The sequence below is a fragment of the Serratia sp. MF1(2023) genome, from assembly GCF_030954545.1.
In the GTDB taxonomy this organism is placed as follows: Bacteria; Pseudomonadota; Gammaproteobacteria; order Enterobacterales; family Enterobacteriaceae; genus Serratia; species Serratia sarumanii.
On record NZ_JAVHUX010000038.1, the window covers coordinates 26,060 to 52,543 of the forward strand.

Here is a 26,484-nt window from a genome sequence, read left to right on the forward strand (position 1 = left end):
CTTTTTTATGCGTTGGAGTAGCGCGCCTTCTCCGGCAGCCAGCGTTCGATCAGCGCCTGGGCGTGCTCCGGATAGTGCTGATGGAGATGGCGAGCGACGCGCTGCACTTCGGGGATCATCGCCTGATCGCGCAGCAGATCCGCCACCTTGAATTCGGCGCTGCCGGTCTGGCGGGTGCCCAGCAGCTCGCCCGGGCCGCGGATCTCCAGATCGCGCTGCGCGATGACGAAGCCATCGTTGCTGTCGCGCAGCACCTGCAGGCGCGTTTGCGCAGTCTTGCTCAGCGGCGTTTTGTACAGCAGCACGCAGTGTGAGGCCACGGCGCCGCGCCCTACGCGGCCGCGCAGCTGGTGCAGCTGCGCCAGGCCCAGCCGCTCCGGGTTTTCGATGATCATCAGGCTGGCGTTCGGCACGTCGACGCCGACTTCGATCACCGTAGTGGCCACCAACAGCTGTAGCTCGCCCTGTTTAAACGCCTGCATCACCGCCTGCTTTTCCTGCGCTTTCATGCGGCCGTGCACCAGCGCTACCTTCAGCTCTGGCAGCGCGGTTTTCAGTTCTTCCCAGGTGGCTTCCGCCGCCTGCGCTTCCAGCAGCTCGGACTCTTCGATCAGCGTACATACCCAGTAAGCCTGCCGCCCCTCTTCCAGACAGGCGCTCTTCACCCGTTGAATGATGTCGGCGCGGCGGGTATCGGGGATGGCGACGGTGGTCACCGGCGTACGGCCCGGCGGCAGCTCGTCGATGACCGAGGTATCGAGATCGGCATAGGCGGTCATCGCCAGCGTGCGCGGGATCGGCGTGGCGGTCATGATCAGCTGATGGGCGTGGAAGCCTTGCTCTTCGCCTTTCTCCCACAGCGCCAGCCGCTGATGCACCCCGAAGCGGTGCTGCTCATCAATGATCACCAGCGCCAGGCCGTTGAACTGCACCTGCTCCTGGAAGATGGCGTGGGTGCCGACCACCATCGACACCTGGCCGCTGGCGATAGCCTCCTGCTGCGCGATGCGCGCCTTGCCTTTCTGTTTGCCGGCCAGCCAGCCGACCTCCAGCCCCAGCGGTTCAAACCACTGACGGAAATTGTTGGCGTGCTGCTCGGCCAGCAGCTCGGTCGGCGCCATCAGCGCTACCTGCTTGCCGTGCGCGATGGCGCGCAGCGCCGCCAGCGCCGCCACCAGCGTTTTGCCGGAGCCGACGTCGCCCTGCACCAGCCGCATCATCGGGAAGTCTTTTTGCATATCGGCTTCGATGTCGGCCACCACGCGCGTTTGCGCGCCGGTCGGCGAGAACGGCAGCTGGGCGAGAAAACGGTTTTTCAGCCGATCGTCCGACAGCAGCGGCTGCGCCTGATAGCTCTGCGCGCCGGCGCGCACCGCCAGCATGCTGAGGTTATGCGCCAGCAGCTCTTCAAGGATCAGGCGTTTTTGCGCCGGGTGTTTGCCCAGCTCCAGATCCGCCAGCTGGATGTCCGGCGGCGGGCGATGCAGGGTGTGCAGCGCCTGCGGCAGGCTCATCAGGCCGCCGCTCAGCTCCGGCGGCAGCAGTTCGGCGATGGCGCAGGTATCCAGCAGCTCCAGCGCCTGATCGGTTAGCTTGCGCAGCGTGGCCTGCCGCACCCCTTCGGTGGTGGGGTAGACCGGCGTCAGCGACTCTTGCAGTTCAACCTCGCTGGCTTCGCCCTGAATGCGGTATTCCGGATGGATGATTTCCGCGCCGTGGTTGCCGCGCTTGATCTCGCCGTAGGCGGTCACGCGGCGGCCGGTGGCCAGGCTGTTCTTCATTGCGGCGTTGAAGTTGAAGAACCGCATGGTGAGGATGCCGGTGCCGTCGCTGATCTGGCAGGTCAGCATGCGGCGGCGGCCGAAGCTGATGTCGCTGCGCAGCACTTCCCCTTCTACCGTGGCGTAGATGCCCGGCAGCAGATCGTTGATCGGGTAGAGGCGGGTGCGGTCTTCGTAGCGCAGCGGCAGGTGCAGCAGCAGATCCTGAATGGTCTCGAGGCCGAGTTTGGCCAGTTTGCCCGCCTGGCTGGCGCCAACCCCGGAAAGCGTGGTGAGTGGGACAGCATCCAGCAGGCGGCCTTTCATTTGCGCACCGTCGCCTGCATGGCCGCCCACCATTCGGCGCTGGCGACCACCTGGCCCTGCTCGTCAATCTGCGGGCGTGGCAGCCCTTTGCGCTTGGCTACGTTGGCCAGCACCGGGTAACCGCCTTCGAACAGCAGACGCTGCTGCTCTTCTTCATCCAGCATGCTGTTGTCGCGGCGATACAGGCCGGCGTTCTGCCGCTGGCGCTGCGCTTCATACAGGATCAGCGCCGAGGCCACGGAGACGTTGAGCGATTGCACCATGCCGATCATCGGAATGACGATGTCCTGATCGGCCAGCGCCAGCGCTTCTTCGGTGATGCCGGTTTTTTCCTGGCCGAGCAGCACGCAGGTGGGCCGGGTGTAGTCCACCTCGCGGAAATCGACCGCGCGCGCAGACAGGTTGGTGGCCAGAATTTGCATGCCCTGCGCTTTCAGATGACCGACCGCGTCGTCGATGGTGCGATGGGTTTTGACGCTGACCCAGCTGTTGCTGCCGGCGGCGGAGGAAACCAGGGTGCGCATGCGGGTGGTGGGCCACACGGCGTGGACCTGATGCACGCCGACGGCGTCGGCGGTGCGGATAATGGCGGAGACGTTATGCGGCTTGTGCACTTGCTCCAGGCAGACCGTCAAATCCGGCTGCCGGGTCGCGAGCATTTCACAAATCCGCGCATAGCGTTCAGGACTCATAAGCGCTAGTTTCGGTTACGGTTAACTTTGATCACATCCGGCATGATACGGATTTTACGCATAATGTTTGCCAAATGGATGCGATCGCGGGTGGTCAAGCGGATAAAGGCGCTATAAACCCGACCGTCTTTCTCTTCGGTGTTCAGGCTCTGAATATTGGACTCGGCCGCGTTGATCGCCGCCGTCAGGTTGGCCAGCGCGCCCTGGTGGTTGAACATATCCACCTTGATCTCGGCGATGAACTCCTGCTCGGTCTCTTTATCCCACTCGACCGCCATGAACTTCTCAGGCTCTTTCTGATAGCCGCGAATATTGCGGCAGGACTCATGGTGGATCACCAGCCCTTTGCCCGGGCTGACGTGAGCGATAATCGGATCGCCCGGAATCGGGCGGCAGCACTTGGCGAAGGTGATCAACACCCCGTCGGCGCCCTTGATGGCCAGGTTACGCACGCCGGAGGATGCGCCCAGGCTGGACTGATCGCCCTGCAGGTTCTTCGCCACCACCACGCTCATGGCGTTGCCGAGGCCGATTTCCGCCAGCAGATCGTCCAGCGTCGCCAGCTTCATACGGTCCAGCTCGTGCTGAATGTTTTCCTGCGGGATTTCGGCCAGCTTGCGGCTGCCGCCCAGCGCGTGGTTGAGCAGACGGCGGCCGAGGCCGACGGAGTCGTCGCGCTTGAGGTTCTTCAGCATCTGGCGAATTTTGGCGCGCGCTTTCGAGCTGACCACGAAGTTCAGCCAGGCGGCGTTGGGCCGCGCGCCCGGCGCGGTGATGATCTCGACGGTCTGGCCGCTGGTCAGCGACTGCGACAGCGGGTATGGCTGACGATCGACGCGCGCGCCGACGCAGGCATGGCCGATATCGGTATGCACCGCATAGGCGAAATCGACCGGCGTGGCGCCGGCGGGCAGCTCGACGATGCGGCCTTCCGGGGTGAAAACGTAAATCTCATCCGGGAACAGATCGGATTTGACGCTCTCGATAAACTCAAACGAACTACCGGCGCTTTGCTGCAGTTCCAGCAGGCTCTGCATCCAGCGCTGGGCGCGGATCTGCGCCGTGGTGCCGGTTTCGCCCTGTTCTCTTTCCTTGTAAGCCCAGTGCGCGGCTACCCCCATCTCAGCCATCTGGTCCATGTCTTCGGTGCGGATCTGCACTTCGACCGGCACGCCGTGCGGGCCGATCAGCGAGGTATGCAGCGATTGATAGCCGTTGGCCTTGGGAATGGCGATGTAATCTTTCACTCGCCCCGGGCGCGGTTTGTACAGGCTGTGCACCTGGCCGAGCACGCGGTAGCAGGTATCGACCTCTTTCACGATCACCCGGAACGCGTAGATATCCATGATGGAATGGAAACGCTGTTCTTTGAGGTGCATCTTGAGGTAGATGGAGTAGAGGTGTTTTTCCCGCCCGCTGACGCGGCAGGCGATGCCGGCTTCGGTCAGTCGCCCTTCGATCTCGGAGAGGATTTTTTGAATCATCTCTTTGCGGTTGCCGCGTGCGGCTTTCACCACTTCCTTGATCACGCGATAACGGTTCGGGTACAGCGCCTCGAAGCCCAGCTCTTCCAGCTCGGTCTTCAGGTGATGAATACCCAGACGGTGGGCGAGCGGGCTGTAGATTTCCAGGGTTTCACGCGCGATGCGCCGGCGTTTGTCGGGGCGCAGCGAACCGAGGGTGCGCATGTTGTGCGTACGGTCGGCCAGCTTGATCAGTACGACGCGGATATCCTGCACCATCGCCATGATCATCTTGCGGAAGTTTTCCGCCTGCGCTTCTTTCTTGTCCTGGAACTTCAGTTTGTCGAGCTTGGAGACGCCCTCAACCAGTTCGGCGACGCTCTTGCCGAACAGCTGTTCCATATCTTGATAGGTGGCCGGGGTGTCTTCGATGACGTCGTGCAACAACGCCGCCATCAGCGTCTCGTGGTCGAGACGCATTTCCGCCAGGATGCAGGCCACGGCGACCGGGTGAGTAATGTAGGGCTCACCGCTGGAGCGTGTCTGGCCCTCGTGCGCGTCGCGCGCGACGAGGTATGCCTGTTTGAGGCGCTTAATCTGCTCCTCGGGCAGGTAACGTTGAATCAGCAGATTCAGGCTTTCAAACAGGTACAAGGCGGACTCGCTGTCTAATTAACGACGACCTTCAGCAATCGCGGTAACCGCTTGAATCTCTGCGGCTTCCTGCTCTTGCTGCTCCTGGCGCTCACGCACGTCGAGGATCTGGCTGGTGATCAGGCCTTCTTCGATTTCGCGCAGGGCGATAACGGTGTACTTGTCGTTCTCTTCCGGAACCAGTGCATCTTTGCCGCCGGTCTGGATCTGACGCGCCCGACGAGCAGCGACCAACACCAGGTCAAAACGGTTACCAATTTTCTCTACAGCGTCTTGAACAGTTACGCGTGCCATATTTGTGCTACTCCACAGGTGACGAAAAGACTGGGCATGATACTGAAACTGCCTTCAGTCTGCCAATAGTTTGCTGATTAAAGCGTCATGCCGCAGCAACTGGCGGCCCAAACGCAGGCGTTCGGCGCGAATGATGGTCTTCAGATCGGACAGCGCCAGATCGAAGTCATCGTTCACGATCAGGTAATCGTACTCCGCGTAATGCGTCATTTCCGCCACGGCCTGAGCCATGCGTTTGGCGATCACCTCTTCGGAGTCCTGCCCGCGCCCCCGCAGGCGGCGGCCCAGTTCTTCCTTCGACGGCGGCAGAATGAAGATGCTGCGCGCCTGCGGCATTTTGGCGCGGATTTGCTGCGCGCCCTGCCAGTCGATATCCAGAAACACGTCTACGCCGGTCGCCAACACTTGTTCGATGGCGGCGCGCGAGGTGCCGTAATAGTTGCCGAACACTTCGGCGTGCTCAAGAAACGCATCCTGCTCGATCATCCGGCGGAATTCGTCTTTCGAGACGAAGAAATAGTGCTCGCCGTGATTTTCACCCGGGCGGCTGTCGCGCGTGGTGTGCGAAACCGAAACCTGCGTGTCGTACAGCGGTTGCGTCTTTAACAAAGCCTGAATCAGACTTGATTTACCTGCGCCACTGGGAGCAGAGACAATATAAAGCGTGCCTTGAGCCATGATGATGTTCGTTGATAACGGTTGATATGCCAAAAACAGCGGATGTGTATTTTCTCCGCACAGTATACACGGCTAACGCGCCGGGTGCAGCGTTAGCTCGCATTTTGCCCGTGGCTTTGCGCGGAAAAAGCGTCGAATGAGCGAATATGCGCGCTGAAGAGCGACATTTTGGCGGTTTTGGCCCAGCGGCGGCGCGCTGCCGCCCCGGGATCAGTGATCCGGATGCTGGTAGTTGAACACCGGCAGGCCAAGGCGGAAGCGCAGGGCGATAAGACGCGCGCTCAGGCCGGCGACCAGCGTGAGGATCACCACCAGATTGTGCGGCAGGCTGAGGTGCTGCAGGCCGATATACAGCCAGGCGGCGCTGAAGGAGATGCCGGCGTAGATCTCCTTCTGGAAAACCAGCGGGATACGGTTGCAGAACATGTCGCGCAGCACCCCGCCGAAGACGCCGGTGATCACCGCGGCGATGGCGGCGATAATGGCGCTGTGTCCCATATCCAGGGCCACCTGCGCGCCGATGATGGAGAAGACGATCAGGCCGACGGCGTCGAGCACCAGGAACAGGCGGCGCAAATGGCGCATCAGGGGAGCCACCCAGGTGGTGACGATCGCCGCTATCGCGACGATGACGATGTATTCCGGGTGTTTGACCCAGCCCAATGGAAAATGCCCGAGCAGCATATCGCGCACCGACCCGCCGCCGATCGCCGTGACCGAAGCGATGATGATCACGCCGAACATGTCCATTTGGCGGCGGCCGGCCGCCAGCGCGCCGGTCATGGCTTCGGCGGTGATGCCGATGATATAAAGGATGCTCAGTAACATAGGGATTCACAGCGTACTTGCGTCAGAATGATGGCCGGCAGGGTAATCGCCGCCGATGGCGCGCGCCACTGAGTTTTTTTCACCGATGGCGTTTCGGATTAATTTAGCTAATCCAAACTCCGTTTTTATTGCCGATAACCAGCCTTTTTTAACATCTGGCTGTTGATGAAAGCATTAGAAATTTCGCGCTTGTTTCCATCGCTGACTATGCTTTTTGCAGCGAATCCTTCAACCGATAAACCGAGACTGCAGATGAAAAACTCCCCGAGATTGGCCGCCGGCGCCGTGGTGGCCGCCCTGCTGCTGAGCGGCTGCGTGGCGCCAGGCCACCAGGCTGTGCCACCCGCCCCGGCTTGCCGCACCGGCGATCCGCTGGTGCAGACAACGCTCTACTTCGGCCTGAATCGCCCGGCGGGGCCGGCGATCACCGCCGCCGAGTGGCAAACCTTCGTCGATAGCCAGGTGACGCCGCGCTTTAAAGACGGGCTGACGGTCTTTGATGCCAAAGGGCAGTGGCTGGGCCACGATGGCAAGCTGGCGCGCGAGAACAGCAAGGCGCTGCTGCTGATCCATGCGCCGGGCAAAGAGAGCGAGATGAATATCGAGGCGCTGCGCAGCGGCTACAAGCAGCAGTTTGCGCAGGATTCGGTAATGCGGGTGGATGCGCCGGTGTGCGTGGCGTTTTAAAGCGAACTCCCGGCCCTGCGGCCGGGAGTGGGGATTACAGCACCAGGCCGGCGATGGCCGCCGACAACAGGCTCACCAGCGTCGAGCCGTAAACCAACTTCAGGCCAAAACGGGAAACCACGTTGCCTTGCTGCTCGTTCAGCCCCTTGATGGCGCCGGCGACGATGCCGATGGAGGCGAAGTTGGCGAACGACACCAAGAACACCGACAGAATGCCCAGCCCGCGCGGCGACAGCTCCGCCGCGATTTTCTTCAGCTCAATCATCGCCACGAATTCGTTGGCCACCAGTTTGGTCGCCATGATGCTGCCCGCCTTCAGAGCCTCTTCCGCCGGGATACCGATCAGCCAGGCCAGCGGATAGAACACATAGCCGAGGATCTGCTGGAAGCTGATGCCGAGCACCGCGGAGAACAGCGCATTGACGGCGGAGATCAGCGCGATAAAGCCGATCAGCATCGCCGCGATGATCATCGCAATTTTGAAGCCGGCCAGAATGTATTCGCCCAACATTTCGAAGAAACTCTGATCTTCATGCAGTTTGTTCAGCTTCAGCTCCGGCTCGTCTTCGACCTGATACGGGTTGATGATCGACAGAATGATGAAGGTGCTGAACATGTTAAGGATCAATGCCGCCACTACGTACTGCGCGTCGATCATCGACATGTAGGCGCCGACGATGGAGAGCGATACCGTCGACATGGCGGTCGCGGCCATGGTGTACATGCGGCGCGGCGAGATATCGCCGATGATGCCTTTATAGGCGATGAAGTTCTCCGACTGCCCCAGCACCAGCGTGCTGACGGCGTTGAACGATTCCAGCTTGCCCATGCCGTTGACCTTGGACAGCAAGGTGCCGACCAGGCGAATGATCAGCGGCAGGATGCGGAAATGCTGCAAAATGCCGATCAGGGCGGAAATAAAGATGATAGGGCACAAAACGCCGAGGAAGATGAATGCCAGACCATCCTTGCTCATGCCGCCGAACACGAACTCCGATCCTTGGGCGGCGTAGGCGAGCAGGGTGTCGAAGAAGCCGGCGACGTGTTTGATCACGCTGAGTCCGCTGGCGGAGTGCAGGAAGAAATAGGCCAGCGCGCCTTCGATCACCAGCAGCTGGATGATATAGCGCAGGCGGATTTTCTTGCGATTATTGCTGACCAGCAGCGCCAGGGCGATGATCACCACCAGAGCCATAATAAATTGCAGAATTTGTGGCATAAACGGTCCGTACGGTTCACGGGCAGGAAAAAAACACATTTAGCCACAGCATCGCCGCCCTTTCATTACCTTGCGTGATAATTAGAACAAAATACTTATGGCGTGCGGGATATCTTGCCGATTGTCATCCGCACGCGCTGCTCGGCAGTTTTTTATAAAAATAAGCCTATAGTCTTCCTATAGAAAAATGTGTCACAGCTTGATTTTTCCTCTTACATATTCTAGTTATTAGCATAAAAAATGCTCGGTTGTTGTCTACTTTAGAGTTTTTGGGTGATTTTTTCATCAATATTGGATGTTTTTAATGCATTGGTATATGTTATTATGTTGTGATTTTACAAAATTATTTTTTCTGGGTTTTAAGTGAAATATATATTTAGAGTCCTTTCCGAGGCTAGTGATTCAATATTTAGGATTTACGTATGCATTTTTATAGCATTTGTTTTTATTATAAAAATAACATTTTCAATATATGGGTTTGATAGTGATCCTTTATTTTCAAGTTATTTTTCAGATAATTTACTACCAGAAATTACTGGAATGATAATAGAAATGGTGCTTTTCATTTTTGTGATTGATGTTGTTAGGGCATCTGAGGCGGCAAAACAAGAACATAATAAGGAAATGTCTCTACAGAATGGTAAGATAGAGATAGAACACAGACTTAGATCCCAGCTTAGGGCCTTGTTAAGACGTGTATTTGAAGAGGTAGAGCTTAGTGATGGGGTTACTGGCGCAAAGTTTAAGTTTCACTCTTCAGAACATGATGAAAATCAGAGCGCTTTAGTGCTACTGAAGGAAAAGCTTACGGATGAACTTGGAAGTAGTTCATTTTCAGAAAATCTAATTCTAGCTGCTGAATTTGAATTGCCCATGATGTTATCTTTAGTATCAGTTAATGCAGAACTCAGTGGTCGACATTTAAAAGCATGGATGAATATTATATTTTATCTAAAGCAAATATCAAACGATAGCAATATCCAAGAAAATACAGCTAAATTGATTGATTGGATCGCAATGTTTGATAAATTTAGCTATCAGCAAAAACTAATTGACTAATCTAATTTATATTCCTTCTTCAAATCCGGCTGGCTTTTATTTTAGCCATATAAAAAAGCCCGCTTGGCGCGGGCTTGGTGGCGTGCGGAGCGGGATCACTCGATATTCTGGATCTGCTCGCGCATCTGCTCGATCAGCACCTTCAGCTCGATAGCGGAAGCGGTGACGTCGGCGTTGATCGACTTGGAGGCCAGGGTGTTCGATTCGCGGTTGAACTCCTGCATCATAAAGTCGAGGCGGCGGCCGACGGCTTCTTTCTTCTTCAGGATGTTGTGCGTCTCTTTCACGTGCGCTTCCAGACGGTCCAGCTCTTCGGCGACGTCGATGCGCTGCGCCATCAGCACCAGCTCTTGCTCCAGGCGGGTGTTTTCCAGCTGTACCTGCGCCTCTTCCAGCTTGCTGACCAGACGCTCGCGCTGCCATTGCAGGATGTTCGGCATCTGGGCGCGCACTTTGACCACTTCGGCGCTGACGCCGTCGAGGCGTTGTTCGATCAGCGTTTTCAGCGCGGCGCCTTCGCTTTCACGTGCGACGATGAAGTCATCCAGCGCGCCGTCCAGCGCCTGCATCAGCTCGGCGCTGATGGCGTCCAGATCCTGCTCCTGCGCGGACATCACGCCCGGCCAGCGCAGCACGTCGATCGGGTTGATTTCCCCTTCGTCGCTCTGCATTTTCACCCAGTTGGCGGCTTCGACCAGCTGTTTGGCCAGTTTTTCGTTCAGGATCAGCGAGCTTTGCGCGCTTGGATCCAGCTCGAAACGCAGGTTGCATTCGACTTTGCCGCGGGTCAGGCGGCCACGGATACGTTCACGGATCACCGGCTCCAGGCTGCGGAATTGTTCCGGCAGGCGGATGTAGGTTTCTAAGTAGCGCTGGTTAACGGAACGCAGCTCCCAGGCTGCGCTGCCCCATTCACCCTTGATTTCACGCCGGGCGTAGGCGGTCATGCTGCGGATCATTGATGCGTACCCGTAATAGGAAAAGATGGGGCGATTATAGCGTCGCGGCTGCGGGCAGGATAGGCATTACGTCACGAAGCCCGTATAATGCGCAGCCAATAGTTGATTTGAAGCCGGAGAGAGCCCATGCGTCCTGCAGGCAGAGCACCACAGCAAGTTCGCCCCCTGACACTGACCCGTCACTATACCAAACACGCTGAAGGTTCAGTGCTGGTTGAGTTTGGCGATACCAAAGTCTTGTGCACCGCCACGGTAGAAGAGGGCGTTCCGCGCTTCCTGAAAGGCCAGGGGCAAGGTTGGATCACCGCCGAGTACGGCATGCTGCCGCGCTCCACCCACAGCCGCAACGCTCGTGAAGCCGCCAAAGGCAAACAGGGTGGCCGCACGCTGGAGATCCAGCGCCTGATCGCCCGCTCGCTGCGCGCCGCGGTAGACCTGAAAAAGCTCGGTGAATTCACCATCACCCTCGACTGCGACGTACTGCAGGCCGACGGCGGTACCCGAACTGCCTCGATCTCCGGCGCCTGCGTGGCGCTGGCCGATGCGTTGAACACGCTGGTGGCCAACGGCAAGCTGAAAGCCAACCCGATGAAGGGCATGGTGGCGGCGGTTTCCGTCGGCATCGTCAATGGCGAAGCGCTGTGCGATCTGGAGTATGTGGAGGATTCCGCGGCGGAAACCGACATGAACGTAGTGATGATGGAAGATGGCCGCATGATTGAGGTGCAGGGCACCGCCGAAGGCGAGCCGTTCAGCCACGATGAGCTGTTGGCGCTATTGGCGCTGGCCCGAGGGGGCATCGAAACCATCTTCCAGGCGCAGAAAGCGGCGCTGGCGGACTGATTTTTTAAGGCGACTGAGAAGTCGCCTTTTTTATGCCCGGCGATCGGGCGGCAGTAATAACAAGACCTAAGCAGATTCAGACGAGGAGAAGCAGTAATGAAAGCCTATCAGCGCCAGTTTATCGAGTTCGCGCTTAACAAGCAGGTATTGAAATTCGGCGAGTTCACCCTGAAATCCGGCCGCACCAGCCCGTATTTCTTCAACGCCGGCCTGTTTAATACCGGGCGCGATCTTGCGCTGTTGGGGCGCTTCTACGCCGAAGCCCTGATGGACTCCGGCATCGATTTCGACCTGCTGTTTGGCCCGGCCTATAAAGGCATTCCTATCGCCACCACTACGGCGGTGGCGTTGGCGGAACACCATGAGCGCGACGTGCCTTACTGCTTTAACCGCAAGGAAGCCAAGACCCACGGCGAAGGCGGTTCGCTGGTAGGCAGCCCGCTGCAGGGGCGCGTGATGTTGGTGGACGATGTGATCACCGCCGGCACCGCGATCCGCGAGTCGATGGAAATCATCGGCGCCAGCGGCGCTTCGCTGGCGGGCGTGCTGATTTCCCTCGACCGTCAGGAACGCGGCCGCGCGGATATCTCCGCCATTCAGGAAGTGGAACGCGACTATCACTGCAAGGTGATTTCGATCGTGACGCTGAAGGACCTGATCGCCTATCTGGAAGAGAAGCCGGAAATGGCGGACCACCTGGCGGCGGTGCGCGCTTACCGCGAGCAGTACGGGGTGTAAGTAAAAACGCCGGGCATGCCCGGCGTTATCTTTATTGCAGCTGGGCCGCCAACAGCGGCCAGCGGGCGTCGAATTCCTGCGTTGGGCGATAGCGGAATTCCGAACGCACATAGCGCGACAACATGCCTTCGCAGAAGGCCAGCAGCTGGCTGGCCAGCAGCGTTTCATCGACGATAAAGCCTTTGCCTTCGCGCAATTTGCGCTCTTTCAGCACCTGTCGCAGCTGCGCCTCGATGCGTTCGAACAGCTGGTTGATGCGGCCCTGCAGGCGATCCTGTTCAAACATCAGCGCGTGGCCGGTCATGATGCGCGTCAGCCCCGGGTTGCGTTCCGCAAAGCCCAGAATCAGCAGTAAAATCAGGCGCAGACGATTAAACGTCTCTTTCTCGTCCTGCAAGATCAGGTTGATGCGGGTGATCAGGCTGTCTTCGATAAACTCGATCAGGCTGTCGAACATCCGTGTCTTGCTGGGGAAATGCCGGTACAGCGCAGCTTCAGAAACACCCACGTTCGCGGCGAGCTTGGCGGTGGTGATGCGTTGGCTGCCGTCGCTGGACTCCAGCATCTGGGCTAACGCCTGCAATATTTCCTCGCGCCGATTCCTTTTCGTCTTTTCTTTTTCTGCCATGTCTGATTAGACCCTTGCTAAAACTTAACTGACGGAAACCCGGGCACCGGCCGCTGCAGAGCAGGCTCTGTGCGGCTTATGTGATAGCTTTTTTACGATGCTGGGGTCAGCGGCCTTAACGGCCTTTTCCGCGCTGCCTGGTGTGCGCTGCAATTGTCGCGGTAAAACCTTGCCGCAGAGACATCCTTCTCCCCGGAAAGGCAAGGTTCAGGCGACGTTTCCCTGCCGGCCCTCGTGCCTTGGGTGGCGCTTAGTGGCGCCCCGAGTGGCCGAAGCCGCCTTCGCCGCGCTCGCTGCCGTCGAATTCTTCCACCAGGTTGAATTCTGCCTGCACCACCGGCACGAAGACCATCTGCGCGATGCGTTCACCCGGCTCTATGGTGAAGTGCTTCTGGCCGCGGTTCCAAACGGACACCATCAGCTGGCCCTGATAATCGGAGTCGATCAGGCCGACCAGGTTGCCCAGCACGACGCCGTGCTTATGGCCCAGGCCTGAGCGCGGCAGGATCACCGCCGCCAGGCTTGCGTCGGCGATATGGATCGCGAGGCCGGTAGGCAGCAGCGTGGTTTCACCCGGCGCCAGCTCTACCGCGCTGTCCAGGCAGGCGCGCAGGTCGAGACCGGCGGAGCCCGGGGTGGCGTAGGTCGGTAGCGGGAAATCCTGACCGATGCGCGGGTCGAGGATCTTAACGTCGATTTTTTTCATCATAACGGCTGACTATCTCGTCTATTAAACGTTGGCCAAGGAGTGCCTTGTCGCTTAGCGCCAGGCGTTTCTCTCCATCCTGCCAAAAAAGGTGCAGGGCATTGGTGTCGCTGTTGAACCCGTGCTCTGCAAGCGATACATCGTTAGCGCAAATCAAATCCAGCTTCTTACGCGCCAGTTTTTGCCGCGCGTATTCTTCCACATTCTGGGTTTCGGCGGCAAACCCCACGACAAACGGTCGATTTTTGGTCATCGCCGCCACGCCGGCGACGATGTCGGGGTTTTTTACCATCTTGAGGATGATTTCATCACCCTGTTTTTTTATTTTTTCATCGGCGATCCGCTCGGGGCGGTAGTCGGCCACGGCGGCGCAGGAGATGAAAATCTGCTGCTGCGCGGCGCGCTGTTGCACCGCCTGCTCCATCTCCAGCGCGCTGGTGACGTCCACTCGGGTGACCGATGGCGGCGTCGGCAGGCTGACCGGCCCGGCGATCAGCGTCACCTGCGCGCCGCGGGCGGCGGCGGCGCGGGCGATGGCGAAGCCCATTTTGCCGGAGCTGTGGTTGCTGATGAAACGCACCGGATCCAGCGCTTCACGCGTCGGGCCGGCGGTGATCATAACCTGCAAATGTTGCAGATCCTGCGGGGCGGAAAAATGCGCGTTCGCCAGGTCGACGATGTTCAGCGGATCCAACATGCGGCCCGGGCCGACGTCGCCGCAGGCCTGGCTGCCGCTGTCCGGCCCCCAAAGCAGCATGCCGCGCGCCTGCAGCGTTTGCAGGTTGGCCTGCGTGGCGGCGGCGCGATACATCTGCTGGTTCATGGCGGGCGCGGCGGCGATGGGGGCATCGGTCGCCAGGCAGACGGTGGTCAGCAGATCGTTGGCCATGCCGGAGGCGACGCGCGCCAGCAGATCGGCGGTCGCCGGCGCCAGAATAACCAGATCCGCCCACTTGCCGAGTTCGATGTGGCCCATGGCGGCTTCGGCGGCGGGATCCAACAGATCGTCGGACACCGGGTAGCCGGAAACGGCCTGCAGCGTCAGTGGCGTAATGAACGCCTTGGCGGCGTGGGTCATCACCACGCGCACTTCCGCGCCCCTGTCGCGCAGGCGGCGCACCAGCTCTGGGCATTTGTAGGCGGCGATGCCGCCGCTGATGCCAAGCACAATATGTTTGCCGGAAAGTCCCGTCATCATCATTGTCCGATTGAAAGCCGAAAGATGCGCCATTTTAGCATATCCGCCGTTCAGGTGAGCGATTCCGCAATGGCTGCAGGGCGTTACATTGTGCTTTGCGAAACACTTCGCAATGTTATCAAACACCTGTCGAACGCGCCGGGTGGCACATGGCATGCTGTAGCCCTTTCAGGGAGGAACACGATGAGCAACTCGATTGTGGCGTGCTGGCCGGGCGCGCTGGCACCGCGTGAAAAGCTGTTGATGCAGGGGGCGGCGGCGCTGTCCGACGCAGAGCTGTTGGCCATTTTCTTGCGCACCGGGTTGCCCGGCGTGCACGTGATGCAGCTGGCGGAGCAGCTGCTGCGCCGGTTCGGCTCGCTTTATCACCTGATGTCGGCCGATCATCAGGCTTTTTGCAGCCAAAAAGGCCTGGGGGACGCCAGCTATACGCAGCTGCAGGCGATTGCCGAGCTGGCGCTGCGCTTCTTTTCCAGCCATTTGTCGCAGGAAAACGCCATGCTCAATCCGCGCGTCACTCAGCATTATCTGCAAAGCCTGCTGGCGCATCGCGAGCGGGAGGTCTTTTTGGTATTGTTTTTAGACAATCAGCACCGGGTTATTCGCCATCAGGAGATGTTTGCTGGTACCATCAGCAGCGTCGTCGTCTACCCGAGAGAAATTGTGCGCGAAGCGTTGAAGGCTAATGCCGCCGCGCTGATTCTCGCGCATAATCACCCTTCGGGTAAGGCTGAACCCAGTCATGCCGACCGCTTGATAACGGAACAGGTGGTGAAAGCCTGTCAGTTATTGGAGATCCGAGTGCTTGATCATTTGGTGATCGGTCGGGGTGAATGCGTCTCTTTTGCCGAGCGCGGATGGCTTTAAGCGATTTTTTCGCGATCCTTGTGGGATCTTTAGCTGTTCGGGACTTGAGCACTTACGCTTCAGAGCGTATACTACGCCACCTTTGAGAATCTTGGGTTTGGCGCAAGAGCCTATCTCAGCAGGTTTCTGACCTGATGTGTGGTTTCTACCTGATGACGAGAGTCTCCTCAGTATGAAGTTTGCTGAGATGGGCTCTAAAAGCCTGACGAGGCGGCCATACCCTATACGAAGCTCGAGCTGATTTGATTTTTGGAGAATAGACATGTCCCGAGTCTGCCAAGTTACTGGCAAGCGCCCGGTGAGCGGTAACAACCGTTCCCACGCAATGAACGCGACCAAACGCCGTTTTCTGCCTAACCTGCACTCACACCGTTTTTGGGTTGAGGCTGAGAAGCGCTTTGTAACTCTGCGTGTATCTGCTAAAGGTATGCGTGTTATCGATAAGAAGGGTATTGAGACGGTTCTGGCCGATCTGCGTGCCCGTGGTGAGAAGTATTAAGGAACTGAATCATGGCTAAAGGTGTTCGCGAGAAGATCAAGCTGGTTTCTTCTGCTGGTACTGGTCACTTCTATACCACCACGAAGAACAAGCGTACTAAGCCGGAAAAATTGGAACTGAAGAAATTCGATCCAGTTGTCCGTCAGCACGTAGTATACAAAGAAGCTAAAATTAAATAATTTTAGTGGATTAATGAAAAACCCGGCCTTGGCCGGGTTTTTTGTTTTATAAAGGGTAGAAAACGTCGGAGGGGAAGCCAGATGCCTGAATTACCGGAAGTTGAGACGAGCAGACGCGGTATAGAGCCTTATCTTGTCGGCCACAGCATTCAGTATGCGGTGGTGCGCAACGCGCGCCTGCGCTGGCCGGTTTCCGAGCAGATCCTGACGCTGAGCGATCGGCCGGTGCTCAGCGTGCAGCGCCGGGCCAAATATCTGCTGATCGAGCTGGAGAACGGTTGGATTATCGTGCACCTGGGCATGTCGGGCAGCCTGCGCATGCTGCGTGAGGAAAACGAAGACGAAGCCGGCAAACACGACCACGTCGATCTGGTGATCAGCAACGGCATGATCCTGCGCTATACCGATCCGCGCCGTTTCGGCGCCTGGCTGTGGTGCGAAGATTTGGCGACCAGCAGCGTGTTGGCGTATCTGGGGCCGGAACCGCTGAGCGAAGCGTTCAACGGCGACTACCTGTATGAAAAATCACGCAATAAGCGCACGCTGATCAAACCGTGGCTGATGGATAACAAGCTGGTGGTCGGGGTCGGCAATATTTACGCCAGCGAATCGCTGTTCAGCGCCGGGATCTTGCCCGATCGTCCCGCGGGATCGTTGAGCAAAGCCGAAGCGGCGCTGCTGGCGCAGACCATCAAGGCGGTGTTGCAGCGCTCTATCGAGCAGGGCGGCACGACATTGCGCGACTTTTTGCAGTCGGACGGCAAACCGGGATATTTCGCGCAGGAACTGCAGGTTTACGGTCGGGCGGGAGAACCCTGCCGCGCGTGCGGCACGCCGATCGAATCCGCCAAGCACGGGCAGCGCAGCACCTTCTTTTGCCGCCGCTGCCAGCGCTGAGCAATTACTCGGCGGCGAGCTTCGCCATCAGCGCCTGGGTGACCACATCCGGCAGGAAAGGCGCGATATCGCCGCCGTGACGGGCGACCTCCTTCACCAGTGAGGAGGAGATGAACGACCACTCTTCGGAAGGCATCAGGAACACGCTTTCCAGCGTCGGCATCAAATGGCGGTTCATGTTCGCCAGCTGCAATTCGTATTCAAAGTCAGACACCGCACGCAGGCCGCGCACCAGGATATTGGCATTTTGGTGAGCGGCAAAGTGCGCCATCAGCTCGCTGAAGCCCAGCACTTCCACATTGCCCAGATGCGAGGTGACCTGCGTCGCCAACGCCACGCGCTCATCCAGGCTGAACAGCGGCTTTTTGCTCGGGCTGGCGGCGATGGCCAGAATCACGTGATCGAACATCAGTGACGCGCGCGTCACTAAATCCAGGTGGCCGTTGGTCATGGGATCGAAGGTCCCGGGATAGATGGCTTTGCTGGTCATGATTCACTTCTCTGAGTAGTTGCGGCCCAATGCCCATAATGCGGCATATTTATTGAAGGTATATTGCGCGTTGACCACCGCTAACAGCAACCCCTGTTTACCGTCGAGGAAGCCGGCCCGCAGCAGCCAGGTTTTGACGAAGGCGCCGAGCGTGTGGGTCAGGATAGACAGGTAGCCGCAACGCTTGCCGGCCCGGTGGCGTTGCGTCGCCCACTCTTCGGCGTAGCGCAGCTGTTTGCGCTGGAAGGCGAAGAAATCGCGGCAGGTCAGGTGCAGCATATCGCCGCTGAGGGGGATCACTTTGGCGCCGCCGATGTTCAGCGATTCGTGCACCAGATCGTCGTTATAGCGATAGCGTCGGTTGGCGTACAGGCGGTTGACGCGGTCGGGATACCAGCCGCTGTGGCGCATGAAGCGGCCAAGGAACAGATTGCGCCGCGCACAGCTGTAGACGGCGCCGTCGTCCGGCGCGTTCAACACCCGTTCGATGGATTGCCGCAGCTCGGGCGTGACGCGTTCGTCGGCGTCGATCATCAAAACGTAGTCATGGCTGGCGTAGCTTTGCGCCAGCTGGCGCTGCTTGCCGAACCCTTGCCAGTCGGTGTGCGTGAAGACTTTGGCGCCCAGGCTTTCGGCGATGGCGACGCTGTCGTCCTCGCTGCCGGAGTCCAGCACGATGATTTCATCGGCCCACTCGACCGAGCGCAGACAGTCCGGCAACAGCCCGGCTTCGTTTTTGGCGATCATCACCACCGACAGGCTTTTGCGGCTGCTCATTTAGTGGCTCCGGGGCGGCAGGTGCGGTTCCAGCAGCTGCAGCAGGCGCTGCAACGCTCCCTGATTCTGATACAGCACTTCCACCGCATGGCGGCCGTAGTAGCGGCGGTAGTCTTCGTCGGTCAGCAGGGTTTCCACTTCCTTCACCAGCGAATCCACGTCGGTCACGGTGATCAGGCCTTCGGCCTGCGAAAGCTTGGCGCAGATGTCTTTGAAGTTGAAGGTATGCGGGCCCATCAACACCGGGATGGCGTGCGCGGCGGCTTCCAGCGGGTTGTGCCCGCCGCGCTCCACCAGGCTGCCGCCGACAAAGGCCAGATCGGCGATGCCGTACAGCAGCATCAGCTCGCCCATGGTATCGCCGATCACCACCTGGGTGCTGCCGGACGGAATTTCGCCGCTGCTGCGCAGGGTGTAGCTGAAGCCGGCCTTCTGCACCAGCTCCTTGGCGGTCGGAAAGCGCTCCGGGTGACGCGGCACCAGGATCAGCAGCAGATCGGGGTGTTTTTCCAGCAGTTTGCGGTGCGCTTCCAGCAGGATGGTTTCTTCACCGTCATGGGTGCTGGTAGCGATCCACACCGGGCGGCGCGGCGCCCATTGGCGGCGCAGCGTAACGGCGCGAGCGGCCAGCTCCGGGGTGACGGAGATATCGAACTTCAGGCTGCCGGTCACGGCCAGCTGAGAGCGCTTCAGGCCCAGCTCGATAAACCGATCGCCGTCTTCCTGGTTCTGTGCGGCGATCAGCGTGATGCGGCGCAGCATATCGCGCATGAATCCGCCAATTTTCTTATAGCCGGCGGCGGAGCGGGCCGACAGGCGCGCATTGGCGATCACCAGGGGGATCTGCCGCTGATGCAGCGCGTTGATCAGGTTGGGCCACAGCTCGGTTTCCATGATGATCACCAGCTTGGGATTCACCTGATCGAGGAAGCGGTTCATGGAGCCGGGCAGATCGTAGGGCAGATAGACATGATGCACGTCTTTGCCGAAAGCGGACTGGACGCGTTCTGAACCTGTTGGGGTCATTGTGGTCACAGTTATCGGCAAAGCGGGGTAACGATGGCGCAGCGCCCGCACCAGCGGGATGGCCGCCAGCGTTTCGCCGACGGAGACGGAATGCAGCATGATGCCGCCTGGCACGACTTTCCCGGCGCAGAAGCCATAGCGTTCCGCCCAGCGTTTACGGTAGGCTGGAGCTTTGCGGCTGCGCAGCAGTAAGCGGAGCCAGATCAGGGGTTGGATGAGGTAGAGTAGTACCTGATATAAACGCAGCAACATTCTATCAATTTCATTTATATGGGTTATTCGGAATAGTACCATAACTGGAAGGGAAAGGCGCTAATTTGGTAACCTTGGGTGTCAGTTTCAGACAACCGGCGAGCGATTTCGCCGACAGGCTCGGAATGAAGAATATTTTAATTATTCGCCGCGATAACATCGGCGATCTTGTTTGCACCACGCCCTTGATTGAAGGGGTGAAAATTGCCTATCCGGACGCAAAAGTTTATCTGCTGATCAATAAAGTCAGCCAGGACGTCGTTAAAAACAACCCTCATCTCGAGAAAGTCTTTGTCTATAAAAAGGCCAAGCACAAGGCTAAAAATGAGACCACGCTGGGCGTTTATTTCGAGCGTCTGATGATCTTCCTGAAGCTGCGCAGAATAAAATTCGATGCGGTCATTCTGGCCAACCCGGTGCCTTGCAAATACAGTTTGCGTTTAGCGAAAATGGCTGGCGCCACCTATATCATCGGCGCCGATTTGGGCACGAAAGATATTCATCGCCCGTTCCGCAAGGACGATTTCCGCGGTCAACATCAGGTCGAACATACCTACAGCTATTTATCGGCGATAACCGATCAATCCATTCCGATCCCGCCGGTGCGGGTGTTTCTGACGCCTGAAGAGCGGCAATTGGCGGCGCAACGGCTGCAGGAGCGTCTGCCGCCGGTCGAACGGGTATGCGCAGTGCATATCAGCAGCCGCAGCCCGAAAAGGCGTTGGCCGGTTGAACGCTATGCCGAAATCATCAACCGTCTGGTTGCCGATCCCCACACCGGCGTGCTGATCTTCTGGTCGCCGCAGGGCACGCTGGCGCCGGACGACATCGGCGACCAGCAGCGCGCCGAACAGCTGCTGGCGCTGTGTCAAAACGAACGCGTCGCGCTTTATCCGACGGCGTCGGTGCGTGAGCTGTTGGGCGGGTTTGATTTATGCGACCGGGTGCTGTGCAGCGACGGTGGGCAGATGCATCTTGCCGCCGCGTTGAATAAGGACATGGTGGTGTTCTTTGGCGATACAAATAAAGAGCAATGGCATCCGTGGATGAATGATTATCAGATTTTGCAAAGCGAATCCGGCGACTGTATAGATATTTCTGTTGACGATGTCTGGGGCTGCATAAAATATAACAATGCCTGACCGCTATTTCCCCACCGCCATCATTATGGCGGTGGGGAATGTAATAGACGTCACTCCGCCAACGATAAATATTTATCGAGAATCTTTTCGTAATCGAATTTACTGTACATCTCTGCTGTGATTTGCGGCGGCGTTTGCCATGCCAGACGCATTTTTTCCGCCAACGCCTGTTCGTTCATTTCCGCCAGATAAGGCCGCAATGCTCCCGACATGATTTCGGCCACGCCGCCCGGACAGGCGGTGCTGACGATCGGCGTATGGCAAATCAGCGCTTCGATCAAGACGGTTGGCAAACCTTCGCTGTCAGAGCTGAGCGCGACCATTTTGGCGCCTTTGATCGCCGGCAACGGATTGGCGTGGAACCCCGTGAGCACGACTTTTTCCTGCAAGTTAAGGGCCGTAATTTTTTCTTGAATGGCGTGTGTAACGGCGGCCTCTCCCTGGCCTATCAACACCAGCTTTGCGGGCAGATCAGCCAGTGCAAACGCCGCCAGCAGCCGATCGTGGCGTTTTACCTGATGAAAACGGCCGACGTGCAGGATGTAATCTTCGTCGGCGAAGAGGTTTTTCTGTGCGGCGCGATTTTCTATTTCTTTGATATTAAAAGGATTGTAAATTGTAATGAGCTTTTCAGGGCGAATGCCGGTCTGCTCGATCAGGTCGGCGCCGATGGCTTCGGACACGGTGATGACCTTGCGATTTCTGTAGACCTTCTGCACTTTTTTCTGTTTTAACCAGCGACTGAACCCTGTTTTATTCCCAAGATAAGTGCGGGAAAACATGCCGTGGATGCAGTACCAAACATTGCACTCTTTCAGCACGCGCGAGCGAACGACAATACGGTCGGTTTTGTGCAGATGGGAAATCACCAGTGCAGGTTTGCCCAACTCGGCGAATAAGTTGGGCAGCAAACGATCCATCGAGGCGGCGCGGCGCGACAGTTCATGGGTTTTGCGAAACGGCCCGTTGTTGGTGTCATGATCGACGATATAGTTCACCCCTGTAGGGATCTCATAGTCGAGGCGAGCACTGAGTGACAGCAACGTGACCGCGCAGCCCCGCTGCTGAAAGCCTTTGGCCAGCGTCAGAGTGACGTTTTCCGCGCCGCCGCCTGGCAGGCCGTCGATAATCAGCAAGATGTGTTTTTTCATGGAGTTAACAACTTTCGATAGAGGCTGATCAACTGCTGGGAAAGGCGTTGGGCGTCGTGCGGCAAAATGGTGGCGCGTGCGGCAGCCCCCATCTCCGCTCCCAGCGCCTGGCGCGGCAGCGCGCGAATGGCCTCCGCGATGGCCGGTACGTCGAGCGCATCGGTCACGAAGCCGTTCTGGCCGGGGGTGATAAACTCGGCGCCGCCGCAGGTGGTGCTGGTGATAACCGGCAGGCCGCACGACATCGCTTCCAGAATCACATTCGGGAACGGATCGTACAGCGTCGGCAGCAGCAGCGCATCTGCGGCCTGATAGAACGGCAAGGTCTGCTTCTGCACGCCCATAAAGTGAACCCGATCGCCGCAGCCCAGCGACTGCGCCAGCGCCCGGTAGCGTTTTTCGGCCTTGTCTTTGCCGACCACCAACAGGTGGCTGTCGGTCGCCGCCACGGCGCGGATGGCGGCGGCCAGCCCTTTGCGCTCAAAGCCGGAACCGACGAAAATCAGGCAGTGCGCCTGTTGCGGGATCTGATACTGCTCGCGCAGACGTTGGCGCAGGGCCTCGTCGGCGGGCGGGAACTTTTGATTATCGATGGCGTTATAGATCACCGTGATTTTTTCGGCGGGCACGCCAAAGTCCGCGATGATTTCCTGCTTGATCATCTCGGCGTTGCAGATGACGGCTTTCAGCTCCGGTGCGGCGTACATGGCGCGTTCGGCGCACATCACATAGCGGTGATAACGGTTGGAGAACAGCCATTTGCGGCGCCATTCCGGCAGCAGACGCGCGCGTTGCAGCAGCCAGCGGCGGTGTACGCCGTCGCCGGCGCGGTAGATGTCGCAGCCGGGAATGCGCTCGTGGCTTTGCACCAGATCAAAATGCTCTTTCTGCCACAGCGCCCTGGCCGCCACGGCGAAGCCCCGTTCGCGGCTGATGCGGCCGAGTTTTAGCGGGTTGCACAGGTGGATATGCCAGTTGGGATTGGCGTCACCCTGCCATTCGCGGGTGATGACGTTCAGATCGAGATCCTGTTGCTCCAGCGCCTCCAGGGCGCGGGAAACGAAACGTTCGGCCCCGCCGTCCGGGCGGTATTTTTGGCGAACGATCGCCAAACGAAATGCTTTCATGCCAGCGTGCTCCGCGCGGCTGCAATCACCGCGTCTGTAGGAATAAGGTCGAGATACCGTTCGTCGGTGCCGGTATCGATGGCGTCCGGATCGGGCAGTTCGCCGAAGTCGCCGGCCCAGATCACGGCGCCGGTAGCCTGCCACGGCCGCCAGAAAGTCAGCTTGGAAGGGCCGAACAACGCTACGCACGGCGTGTGCAGCGCGGCGGCCATGTGCATCGGCACCGAATCCACGCCGATAAACAGCTTGGCGTGGTCGATCAGGGCGGCCAGCTGGCGCAGCGTCAGCTGGCCGGCTAACGAAATCACGCCCTGCGGCGGGCAGAGCGCCAAAATGCGCTCTACCATGGCTTGTTCTCTGGCGTCGGGGCCGGAGGTGATCACCAGCTGGTGGCCGTCGGCCTGCAAGGCGGTGAGGGTGGCGGCCATTTTCTCTTCGCTCCAGCATTTGAAGAACCAGCGCGAGGTGGGCTGCACCACAATATAACTGCCGGTGACGCCCTGTTTCTGTAACCGTTGCTCACATGCCTGCCAATCTTGCGGATCGTAACTCATGGTCACATGATCACTGAGCGCGGGCAGGTTCAGCGGCGCCAGCAGCGAGAGGTTTTGTTCGACGGTATGCAGGTGGGCGTGATTGTCGACCGGCACCAGCTGCGTGTGGCAGTGGCGCCACAGGAAGCCGCGGCGTTTGGGGAAATCGAAGCCCAGACGGATGCGCGCGCCGGTCAGGCGCGTGAGGATGGCGCTGCGCCACTGATCGGCCAGGTTGACCACCAGATCGTAGCGCTGCGCCTTCAGGCGGCGCAGCAGCGCCAGTTCGTGCCCCAGATGCGCGCGGGCTCCCTGTTTTTTCCATTGGCGGTCGATGGCGAACAGCGTCGACAGTTCCGGATTACTGGCCAGCATCTCCTGCGTTTCCTGATACAGCAGCACATCGATCTGCGCCTGCGGGTAGTTTTGCCGCAGGCTGCTGATGACCGGCGTGACCAGCAGCATATCGCCGTGATGGCGCAGTTTTATGATCAAAATACGCTGTACGGATGGGGCGGAAGTTGGGGCTGGCGCGTCGTTCATCATGAGTCGCTTTCTGGGAAACCAATCTTTGATTCTAAATGACCCGATCGCATGTGGCTACTGTTGCAAGGTTTTCTTGCCGGGCCGCAAAAAAATCGCCGAGCCGGGGACGAATGCGTTTCAATGTTGTCCAAACCAGGCAGCAAAGTCGTTTGCCCTGGCGAAACGGGCTGCGTAACATAGTGCATTCTGTTGATATCAGGCTCGATATTCATGACTAAACCGGCGTTTCTCATCACCATTGATACCGAAGGCGATAATCTGTGGCAAAACCACGATCGCATCGCGACCGAAAACACGCGTTTCTTGCCGCGCTTTCAGGCATTGTGCGAAAAATACGCCTTCAAACCGGTTTATCTCACCAACTATGAAATGGCGATGGATCCGGCTTACGTCGAGTTCGCGCGCGACGTGATCGCCCGCGGCGCGGGTGAAGTCGGCATGCACCTGCACGCCTGGAACAGCCCGCCGCTAACGCCGCTCACCGACGACGACTGGCGCCACAAACCGTATTTGATCGAGTATCCCGCCGATCAGATCCGCGCCAAGGTCGATCACATGACCAAGCTGCTGGAAGATGCCTTCCAGACCAAAATGCTCAGCCATCGCGCCGGCCGCTGGGCATTCAACGAATATTATGCCTCGCTGCTGCTGGAGTATGGCTATCAGGTGGACTGTTCGGTGACGCCACGCGTCAACTGGCAGTTTTCGCCGGGCAATCCGCAGGGCAACGGCGGCACCGATTACAGCCGGTTCCCGTCGCAGGCCTATTTCATCGATCCGCAGAACATTGCCAAACCGGGCGCTTCGGCGCTGCTGGAAGTGCCGATGAGCATTCAGTACAAGCACTCGGCGCTGATGAACGCGTTCAAGCAAGGTTATGATCGGCTGCGCGGCAAGCGGCGTTCGCCGTCCGTCAACTGGCTGCGCCCGAGCGGCGACAATCTGGCGCAAATGAAAAAAGTGGCGGAGATGTCGTTGGCTCAAGGGCACGACTACGTTGAGTTTATGCTGCATTCTTCAGAGTTTATGCCCGGCGGCAGCCCGACGTTTAAAACGGAACAGGACATAGAAAGACTCTATGTCGAGCTGGAACAACTGTTTGATTGGCTGCAGGGAATAACGATAGGAAAAACCCTTGCGGAATATTATTTGGACAAAGTCAGTACACGATGAGAGAAAAGAAAAAACTTAAGATTAGGCTGTGCGATTTCTTTCTCAGCCTGTTTTTCCGCCCGGCGAAAAGCACGCCGGAGAAAAAAAATGCCCTGGCCTCGATGACGTTCGACAGCATCCTGGTCTATTCCACTACGGCGTTGGGCGACTATATGTTCAATTCGCCGGCGCTGCGCGCCATTCGCCTGCGCTATCCGCAGGCGTGCATTACGCTGGTCGCACATCCCAAATATCAAAACTTGCTGACACAGCACGACTTCTACGATGGCGTGTTGTTCTGGAACAACAAAATCAGCGATATGCCGGCGTTGGTAAAGCAGGCGAAACGCTATAAGCCGCAACTGGCCATTTTATTGCATTCTCATCTGCCTTATGACATCACCAGTGCGGCCATGGCCGGCTGCCAATATATTGTGCGCGACAATTACGCCAAGCCGGTGGGTAAAATGGCCCGTTGGTTGACTTATGGGCTCGATGATTACGACGAACACGTCATTGCGCGCAAAATGAAGCTGGTGGCGGCATTAGGCTGTGCGACCGACAATGTCGATATGGCGTTGCCATGCCGTTACGAAGTGCAGCCTAAGCCGGAAGGAACGGTGCGTGTGGGTTTCCAACTTGGCGCTTCGACGCTGATACGTTGTTGGCCGCCGGAATATTACGCTGCTCTTGCACAGCGTTTATTGGCTGAGAACGAACGCATTGAAATCGTGTTGATTGGCTCGCCGCAGGAAACGCCTTTGGCTGAGGCATTGATGAAACATATTGATGCGGCGTTTGCGGACAAAATCGTCAGTTTCGTGGGGAAAACCACGTTGCCGCAGTTATTGGGGGTGATCGCCTCTATGGATCTGCTGGTGACAGGCGATACCGGCCCTTTCCATCTGGCTATCTCGCTGCATGTGCCGACCCTGAGCCTGTTCGTGACAGAAGATCCACGCCGCAGCGGTCCCTATCAGGACCGCGAGCTGCATCAGAATATTTATCTGCCGTTGAGCGATCCGCGTGTCACCGACAAAGAAGCGCCTCTGCGGGCGATCGCTGTCGATGATGTTTACCCGCGCGTTATGGCGATGCTTGCGGCATAAGGGT

28 protein-coding genes are annotated in these 26,484 nt (G+C 58.3%); 11 read left to right on the plus strand and 17 right to left on the minus strand.

Annotation, left to right across the window (positions count from 1 at the left end):
* Positions 1–5: 5 nt before the first annotated feature.
* The 6 genes from recG to REA38_RS17890 form a co-directional block, all read right to left on the minus strand.
* Entirely contained in the window at positions 6–2,087 is a 2,082-nt protein-coding gene (recG, locus tag REA38_RS17865) for an ATP-dependent DNA helicase RecG (protein ID WP_308886360.1), read from the minus strand.
* The gene (gene trmH, locus REA38_RS17870; protein WP_308886361.1) at positions 2,084–2,779 is read right to left on the minus strand and encodes a tRNA (guanosine(18)-2'-O)-methyltransferase TrmH; all 696 of its coding nucleotides are present in this window, start codon (positions 2,777–2,779) and stop codon (positions 2,084–2,086) included. The genes recG and trmH overlap by 4 nt, the downstream gene beginning before the upstream one ends.
* A gap of 5 nt (positions 2,780–2,784) precedes the next feature.
* On the minus strand, positions 2,785–4,896 hold the full coding sequence (gene spoT, locus REA38_RS17875) for a bifunctional GTP diphosphokinase/guanosine-3',5'-bis pyrophosphate 3'-pyrophosphohydrolase (protein ID WP_019452189.1): 2,112 nt from the start codon (positions 4,894–4,896) through the stop codon (positions 2,785–2,787).
* Positions 4,897–4,914: 18 nt separating this feature from the next.
* Positions 4,915–5,190: a DNA-directed RNA polymerase subunit omega gene (gene rpoZ, locus REA38_RS17880; protein WP_004931221.1), complete on the minus strand. Its 276-nt coding sequence runs from the start codon at positions 5,188–5,190 to the stop codon at positions 4,915–4,917.
* A gap of 54 nt (positions 5,191–5,244) precedes the next feature.
* Positions 5,245–5,868: a guanylate kinase gene (gene gmk / locus REA38_RS17885; protein WP_004931218.1), complete on the minus strand. Its 624-nt coding sequence runs from the start codon at positions 5,866–5,868 to the stop codon at positions 5,245–5,247.
* A gap of 210 nt (positions 5,869–6,078) precedes the next feature.
* The gene (locus REA38_RS17890) at positions 6,079–6,696 is read right to left on the minus strand and encodes a trimeric intracellular cation channel family protein (RefSeq protein ID WP_025304704.1); all 618 of its coding nucleotides are present in this window, start codon (positions 6,694–6,696) and stop codon (positions 6,079–6,081) included.
* 252 nt (positions 6,697–6,948) lie between these two features.
* On the opposite strand from REA38_RS17890, the gene REA38_RS17895 reads away from it, so the two are divergent.
* On the plus strand, positions 6,949–7,383 hold the full coding sequence (locus REA38_RS17895; protein ID WP_033636480.1) for a DUF3574 domain-containing protein: 435 nt from the start codon (positions 6,949–6,951) through the stop codon (positions 7,381–7,383).
* 34 nt (positions 7,384–7,417) lie between these two features.
* Here the strand turns inward: REA38_RS17895 and REA38_RS17900 are convergent, their stop codons facing one another.
* Positions 7,418–8,602, minus strand: coding sequence for a NupC/NupG family nucleoside CNT transporter (locus REA38_RS17900; protein WP_004931212.1), 1,185 nt, complete (start codon positions 8,600–8,602; stop codon positions 7,418–7,420).
* A gap of 363 nt (positions 8,603–8,965) precedes the next feature.
* On the opposite strand from REA38_RS17900, the gene REA38_RS17905 reads away from it, so the two are divergent.
* A complete protein-coding gene (locus REA38_RS17905) occupies positions 8,966–9,661 on the plus strand; it encodes a hypothetical protein (protein ID WP_308886362.1) in 696 nt (231 codons plus the stop codon).
* Between the two features lie 95 nt (positions 9,662–9,756).
* Here REA38_RS17905 and REA38_RS17910 read toward each other — a convergent pair whose 3' ends face one another.
* Complete coding sequence (locus REA38_RS17910; protein WP_015379441.1) at positions 9,757–10,620, minus strand: YicC/YloC family endoribonuclease; 864 nt, start codon at positions 10,618–10,620, stop codon at positions 9,757–9,759.
* A 126-nt stretch (positions 10,621–10,746) separates the two neighbouring features.
* Between REA38_RS17910 and rph the strand changes: the two genes are divergently transcribed.
* Both rph and pyrE read left to right on the plus strand, forming a co-directional pair.
* Complete coding sequence (rph, locus tag REA38_RS17915; protein ID WP_025160305.1) at positions 10,747–11,463, plus strand: ribonuclease PH; 717 nt, start codon at positions 10,747–10,749, stop codon at positions 11,461–11,463.
* Between the two features lie 96 nt (positions 11,464–11,559).
* Positions 11,560–12,201 (plus strand): orotate phosphoribosyltransferase, encoded by a 642-nt coding sequence (gene pyrE, locus REA38_RS17920; protein ID WP_004931204.1) that lies wholly within the window; start codon positions 11,560–11,562, stop codon positions 12,199–12,201.
* Positions 12,202–12,232: 31 nt separating this feature from the next.
* On the opposite strand, the gene slmA is transcribed toward pyrE, so the two are convergent.
* The 3 genes from slmA to coaBC form a co-directional block, all read right to left on the minus strand.
* On the minus strand, positions 12,233–12,829 hold the full coding sequence (gene slmA, locus REA38_RS17925; protein WP_004931203.1) for a nucleoid occlusion factor SlmA: 597 nt from the start codon (positions 12,827–12,829) through the stop codon (positions 12,233–12,235).
* Positions 12,830–13,079: 250 nt separating this feature from the next.
* Positions 13,080–13,538, minus strand: a complete 459-nt coding sequence (gene dut / locus REA38_RS17930; protein ID WP_033636478.1) for a dUTP diphosphatase — start codon at positions 13,536–13,538, stop codon at positions 13,080–13,082.
* Complete coding sequence (gene coaBC / locus REA38_RS17935) at positions 13,516–14,733, minus strand: bifunctional phosphopantothenoylcysteine decarboxylase/phosphopantothenate--cysteine ligase CoaBC (protein ID WP_308886364.1); 1,218 nt, start codon at positions 14,731–14,733, stop codon at positions 13,516–13,518. The genes dut and coaBC overlap by 23 nt, the downstream gene beginning before the upstream one ends.
* Before the next feature lie 183 nt (positions 14,734–14,916).
* Here coaBC and radC point away from each other — a divergent pair, with 183 nt between their 5' ends.
* From radC to mutM, 4 genes are all read left to right on the plus strand, one after another.
* Positions 14,917–15,600, plus strand: coding sequence for a DNA repair protein RadC (radC, locus tag REA38_RS17940; RefSeq protein ID WP_033654522.1), 684 nt, complete (start codon positions 14,917–14,919; stop codon positions 15,598–15,600).
* Between the two features lie 262 nt (positions 15,601–15,862).
* The gene (gene rpmB / locus REA38_RS17945) at positions 15,863–16,099 is read left to right on the plus strand and encodes a 50S ribosomal protein L28 (protein ID WP_004931195.1); all 237 of its coding nucleotides are present in this window, start codon (positions 15,863–15,865) and stop codon (positions 16,097–16,099) included.
* Between the two features lie 11 nt (positions 16,100–16,110).
* On the plus strand, positions 16,111–16,278 hold the full coding sequence (gene rpmG, locus REA38_RS17950; protein ID WP_002442576.1) for a 50S ribosomal protein L33: 168 nt from the start codon (positions 16,111–16,113) through the stop codon (positions 16,276–16,278).
* A gap of 81 nt (positions 16,279–16,359) precedes the next feature.
* A complete protein-coding gene (gene mutM / locus REA38_RS17955) occupies positions 16,360–17,175 on the plus strand; it encodes a bifunctional DNA-formamidopyrimidine glycosylase/DNA-(apurinic or apyrimidinic site) lyase (RefSeq protein ID WP_308886365.1) in 816 nt (271 codons plus the stop codon).
* 4 nt (positions 17,176–17,179) lie between these two features.
* Here the strand turns inward: mutM and coaD are convergent, their stop codons facing one another.
* Genes coaD through waaA form a run of 3 tightly spaced genes read right to left on the minus strand, consistent with a single transcriptional unit; the run spans position 17,180 to position 19,720 of the window.
* Positions 17,180–17,665 (minus strand): pantetheine-phosphate adenylyltransferase, encoded by a 486-nt coding sequence (coaD, locus tag REA38_RS17960; RefSeq protein ID WP_033631353.1) that lies wholly within the window; start codon positions 17,663–17,665, stop codon positions 17,180–17,182.
* A gap of 3 nt (positions 17,666–17,668) precedes the next feature.
* Positions 17,669–18,442: a glycosyltransferase family 2 protein gene (locus REA38_RS17965; RefSeq protein WP_041037400.1), complete on the minus strand. Its 774-nt coding sequence runs from the start codon at positions 18,440–18,442 to the stop codon at positions 17,669–17,671.
* Positions 18,443–19,720: a lipid IV(A) 3-deoxy-D-manno-octulosonic acid transferase gene (gene waaA / locus REA38_RS17970; protein ID WP_025304695.1), complete on the minus strand. Its 1,278-nt coding sequence runs from the start codon at positions 19,718–19,720 to the stop codon at positions 18,443–18,445. It lies immediately after the preceding gene.
* A gap of 125 nt (positions 19,721–19,845) precedes the next feature.
* Here waaA and REA38_RS17975 point away from each other — a divergent pair, with 125 nt between their 5' ends.
* Positions 19,846–20,862 carry a glycosyltransferase family 9 protein gene (locus tag REA38_RS17975; protein ID WP_308886366.1) on the plus strand — a complete coding sequence of 339 codons (1,017 nt, stop codon included), beginning with the start codon at positions 19,846–19,848 and terminating at the stop codon, positions 20,860–20,862.
* 50 nt (positions 20,863–20,912) lie between these two features.
* On the opposite strand, the gene REA38_RS17980 is transcribed toward REA38_RS17975, so the two are convergent.
* From REA38_RS17980 to rfaQ, 3 genes are read right to left on the minus strand one after another with little or no spacing between them, the layout of a single operon-like run.
* Positions 20,913–22,013, minus strand: coding sequence for a glycosyltransferase (locus REA38_RS17980; RefSeq protein ID WP_041037405.1), 1,101 nt, complete (start codon positions 22,011–22,013; stop codon positions 20,913–20,915).
* Positions 22,010–23,140: a glycosyltransferase family 4 protein gene (locus REA38_RS17985; protein WP_041037407.1), complete on the minus strand. Its 1,131-nt coding sequence runs from the start codon at positions 23,138–23,140 to the stop codon at positions 22,010–22,012. The genes REA38_RS17980 and REA38_RS17985 overlap by 4 nt, the downstream gene beginning before the upstream one ends.
* Positions 23,137–24,219 (minus strand): putative lipopolysaccharide heptosyltransferase III, encoded by a 1,083-nt coding sequence (rfaQ, locus tag REA38_RS17990; RefSeq protein WP_033649736.1) that lies wholly within the window; start codon positions 24,217–24,219, stop codon positions 23,137–23,139. Before rfaQ ends, REA38_RS17985 begins: the two co-directional genes overlap by 4 nt.
* Positions 24,220–24,429: 210 nt before the next feature.
* Here rfaQ and REA38_RS17995 point away from each other — a divergent pair, with 210 nt between their 5' ends.
* Together REA38_RS17995 and REA38_RS18000 are read left to right on the plus strand one after the other, a co-directional pair.
* Positions 24,430–25,392 (plus strand): polysaccharide deacetylase family protein, encoded by a 963-nt coding sequence (locus tag REA38_RS17995; RefSeq protein ID WP_041037409.1) that lies wholly within the window; start codon positions 24,430–24,432, stop codon positions 25,390–25,392.
* The gene (locus tag REA38_RS18000; protein ID WP_052475437.1) at positions 25,389–26,480 is read left to right on the plus strand and encodes a glycosyltransferase family 9 protein; all 1,092 of its coding nucleotides are present in this window, start codon (positions 25,389–25,391) and stop codon (positions 26,478–26,480) included. Before REA38_RS17995 ends, REA38_RS18000 begins: the two co-directional genes overlap by 4 nt.
* The last annotated feature ends 4 nt before the right edge of the window (positions 26,481–26,484 follow it).

What these genes read in the sequence shown, in the direction of transcription:
- REA38_RS17910 (WP_015379441.1), bottom strand. Translation starts at nt 10,620, where the DNA reads ATGATCCGCAGCATGACCGCCTACGCCCGGCGTGAAATCAAGGGTGAA.
- rph (WP_025160305.1), top strand. Translation starts at nt 10,747, where the DNA reads ATGCGTCCTGCAGGCAGAGCACCACAGCAAGTTCGCCCCCTGACACTG.
- rpmG (WP_002442576.1), top strand. Translation starts at nt 16,111, where the DNA reads ATGGCTAAAGGTGTTCGCGAGAAGATCAAGCTGGTTTCTTCTGCTGGT.
- mutM (WP_308886365.1), top strand. Translation starts at nt 16,360, where the DNA reads ATGCCTGAATTACCGGAAGTTGAGACGAGCAGACGCGGTATAGAGCCT.
- radC (WP_033654522.1), top strand. Translation starts at nt 14,917, where the DNA reads ATGAGCAACTCGATTGTGGCGTGCTGGCCGGGCGCGCTGGCACCGCGT.
- rpoZ (WP_004931221.1), bottom strand. Translation starts at nt 5,190, where the DNA reads ATGGCACGCGTAACTGTTCAAGACGCTGTAGAGAAAATTGGTAACCGT.
- trmH (WP_308886361.1), bottom strand. Translation starts at nt 2,779, where the DNA reads ATGAGTCCTGAACGCTATGCGCGGATTTGTGAAATGCTCGCGACCCGG.
- waaA (WP_025304695.1), bottom strand. Translation starts at nt 19,720, where the DNA reads ATGTTGCTGCGTTTATATCAGGTACTACTCTACCTCATCCAACCCCTG.
- gmk (WP_004931218.1), bottom strand. Translation starts at nt 5,868, where the DNA reads ATGGCTCAAGGCACGCTTTATATTGTCTCTGCTCCCAGTGGCGCAGGT.
- coaBC (WP_308886364.1), bottom strand. Translation starts at nt 14,733, where the DNA reads ATGATGACGGGACTTTCCGGCAAACATATTGTGCTTGGCATCAGCGGC.
- recG (WP_308886360.1), bottom strand. Translation starts at nt 2,087, where the DNA reads ATGAAAGGCCGCCTGCTGGATGCTGTCCCACTCACCACGCTTTCCGGG.
- REA38_RS17895 (WP_033636480.1), top strand. Translation starts at nt 6,949, where the DNA reads ATGAAAAACTCCCCGAGATTGGCCGCCGGCGCCGTGGTGGCCGCCCTG.
- REA38_RS17965 (WP_041037400.1), bottom strand. Translation starts at nt 18,442, where the DNA reads ATGAGCAGCCGCAAAAGCCTGTCGGTGGTGATGATCGCCAAAAACGAA.
- REA38_RS17985 (WP_041037407.1), bottom strand. Translation starts at nt 23,140, where the DNA reads ATGAAAGCATTTCGTTTGGCGATCGTTCGCCAAAAATACCGCCCGGAC.
- REA38_RS18000 (WP_052475437.1), top strand. Translation starts at nt 25,389, where the DNA reads ATGAGAGAAAAGAAAAAACTTAAGATTAGGCTGTGCGATTTCTTTCTC.
- REA38_RS17975 (WP_308886366.1), top strand. Translation starts at nt 19,846, where the DNA reads ATGAAGAATATTTTAATTATTCGCCGCGATAACATCGGCGATCTTGTT.
- REA38_RS17890 (WP_025304704.1), bottom strand. Translation starts at nt 6,696, where the DNA reads ATGTTACTGAGCATCCTTTATATCATCGGCATCACCGCCGAAGCCATG.
- REA38_RS17995 (WP_041037409.1), top strand. Translation starts at nt 24,430, where the DNA reads ATGACTAAACCGGCGTTTCTCATCACCATTGATACCGAAGGCGATAAT.
- rpmB (WP_004931195.1), top strand. Translation starts at nt 15,863, where the DNA reads ATGTCCCGAGTCTGCCAAGTTACTGGCAAGCGCCCGGTGAGCGGTAAC.
- coaD (WP_033631353.1), bottom strand. Translation starts at nt 17,665, where the DNA reads ATGACCAGCAAAGCCATCTATCCCGGGACCTTCGATCCCATGACCAAC.
- REA38_RS17900 (WP_004931212.1), bottom strand. Translation starts at nt 8,602, where the DNA reads ATGCCACAAATTCTGCAATTTATTATGGCTCTGGTGGTGATCATCGCC.
- pyrE (WP_004931204.1), top strand. Translation starts at nt 11,560, where the DNA reads ATGAAAGCCTATCAGCGCCAGTTTATCGAGTTCGCGCTTAACAAGCAG.
- slmA (WP_004931203.1), bottom strand. Translation starts at nt 12,829, where the DNA reads ATGGCAGAAAAAGAAAAGACGAAAAGGAATCGGCGCGAGGAAATATTG.
- REA38_RS17980 (WP_041037405.1), bottom strand. Translation starts at nt 22,013, where the DNA reads ATGAAAAAACACATCTTGCTGATTATCGACGGCCTGCCAGGCGGCGGC.
- dut (WP_033636478.1), bottom strand. Translation starts at nt 13,538, where the DNA reads ATGATGAAAAAAATCGACGTTAAGATCCTCGACCCGCGCATCGGTCAG.
- rfaQ (WP_033649736.1), bottom strand. Translation starts at nt 24,219, where the DNA reads ATGATGAACGACGCGCCAGCCCCAACTTCCGCCCCATCCGTACAGCGT.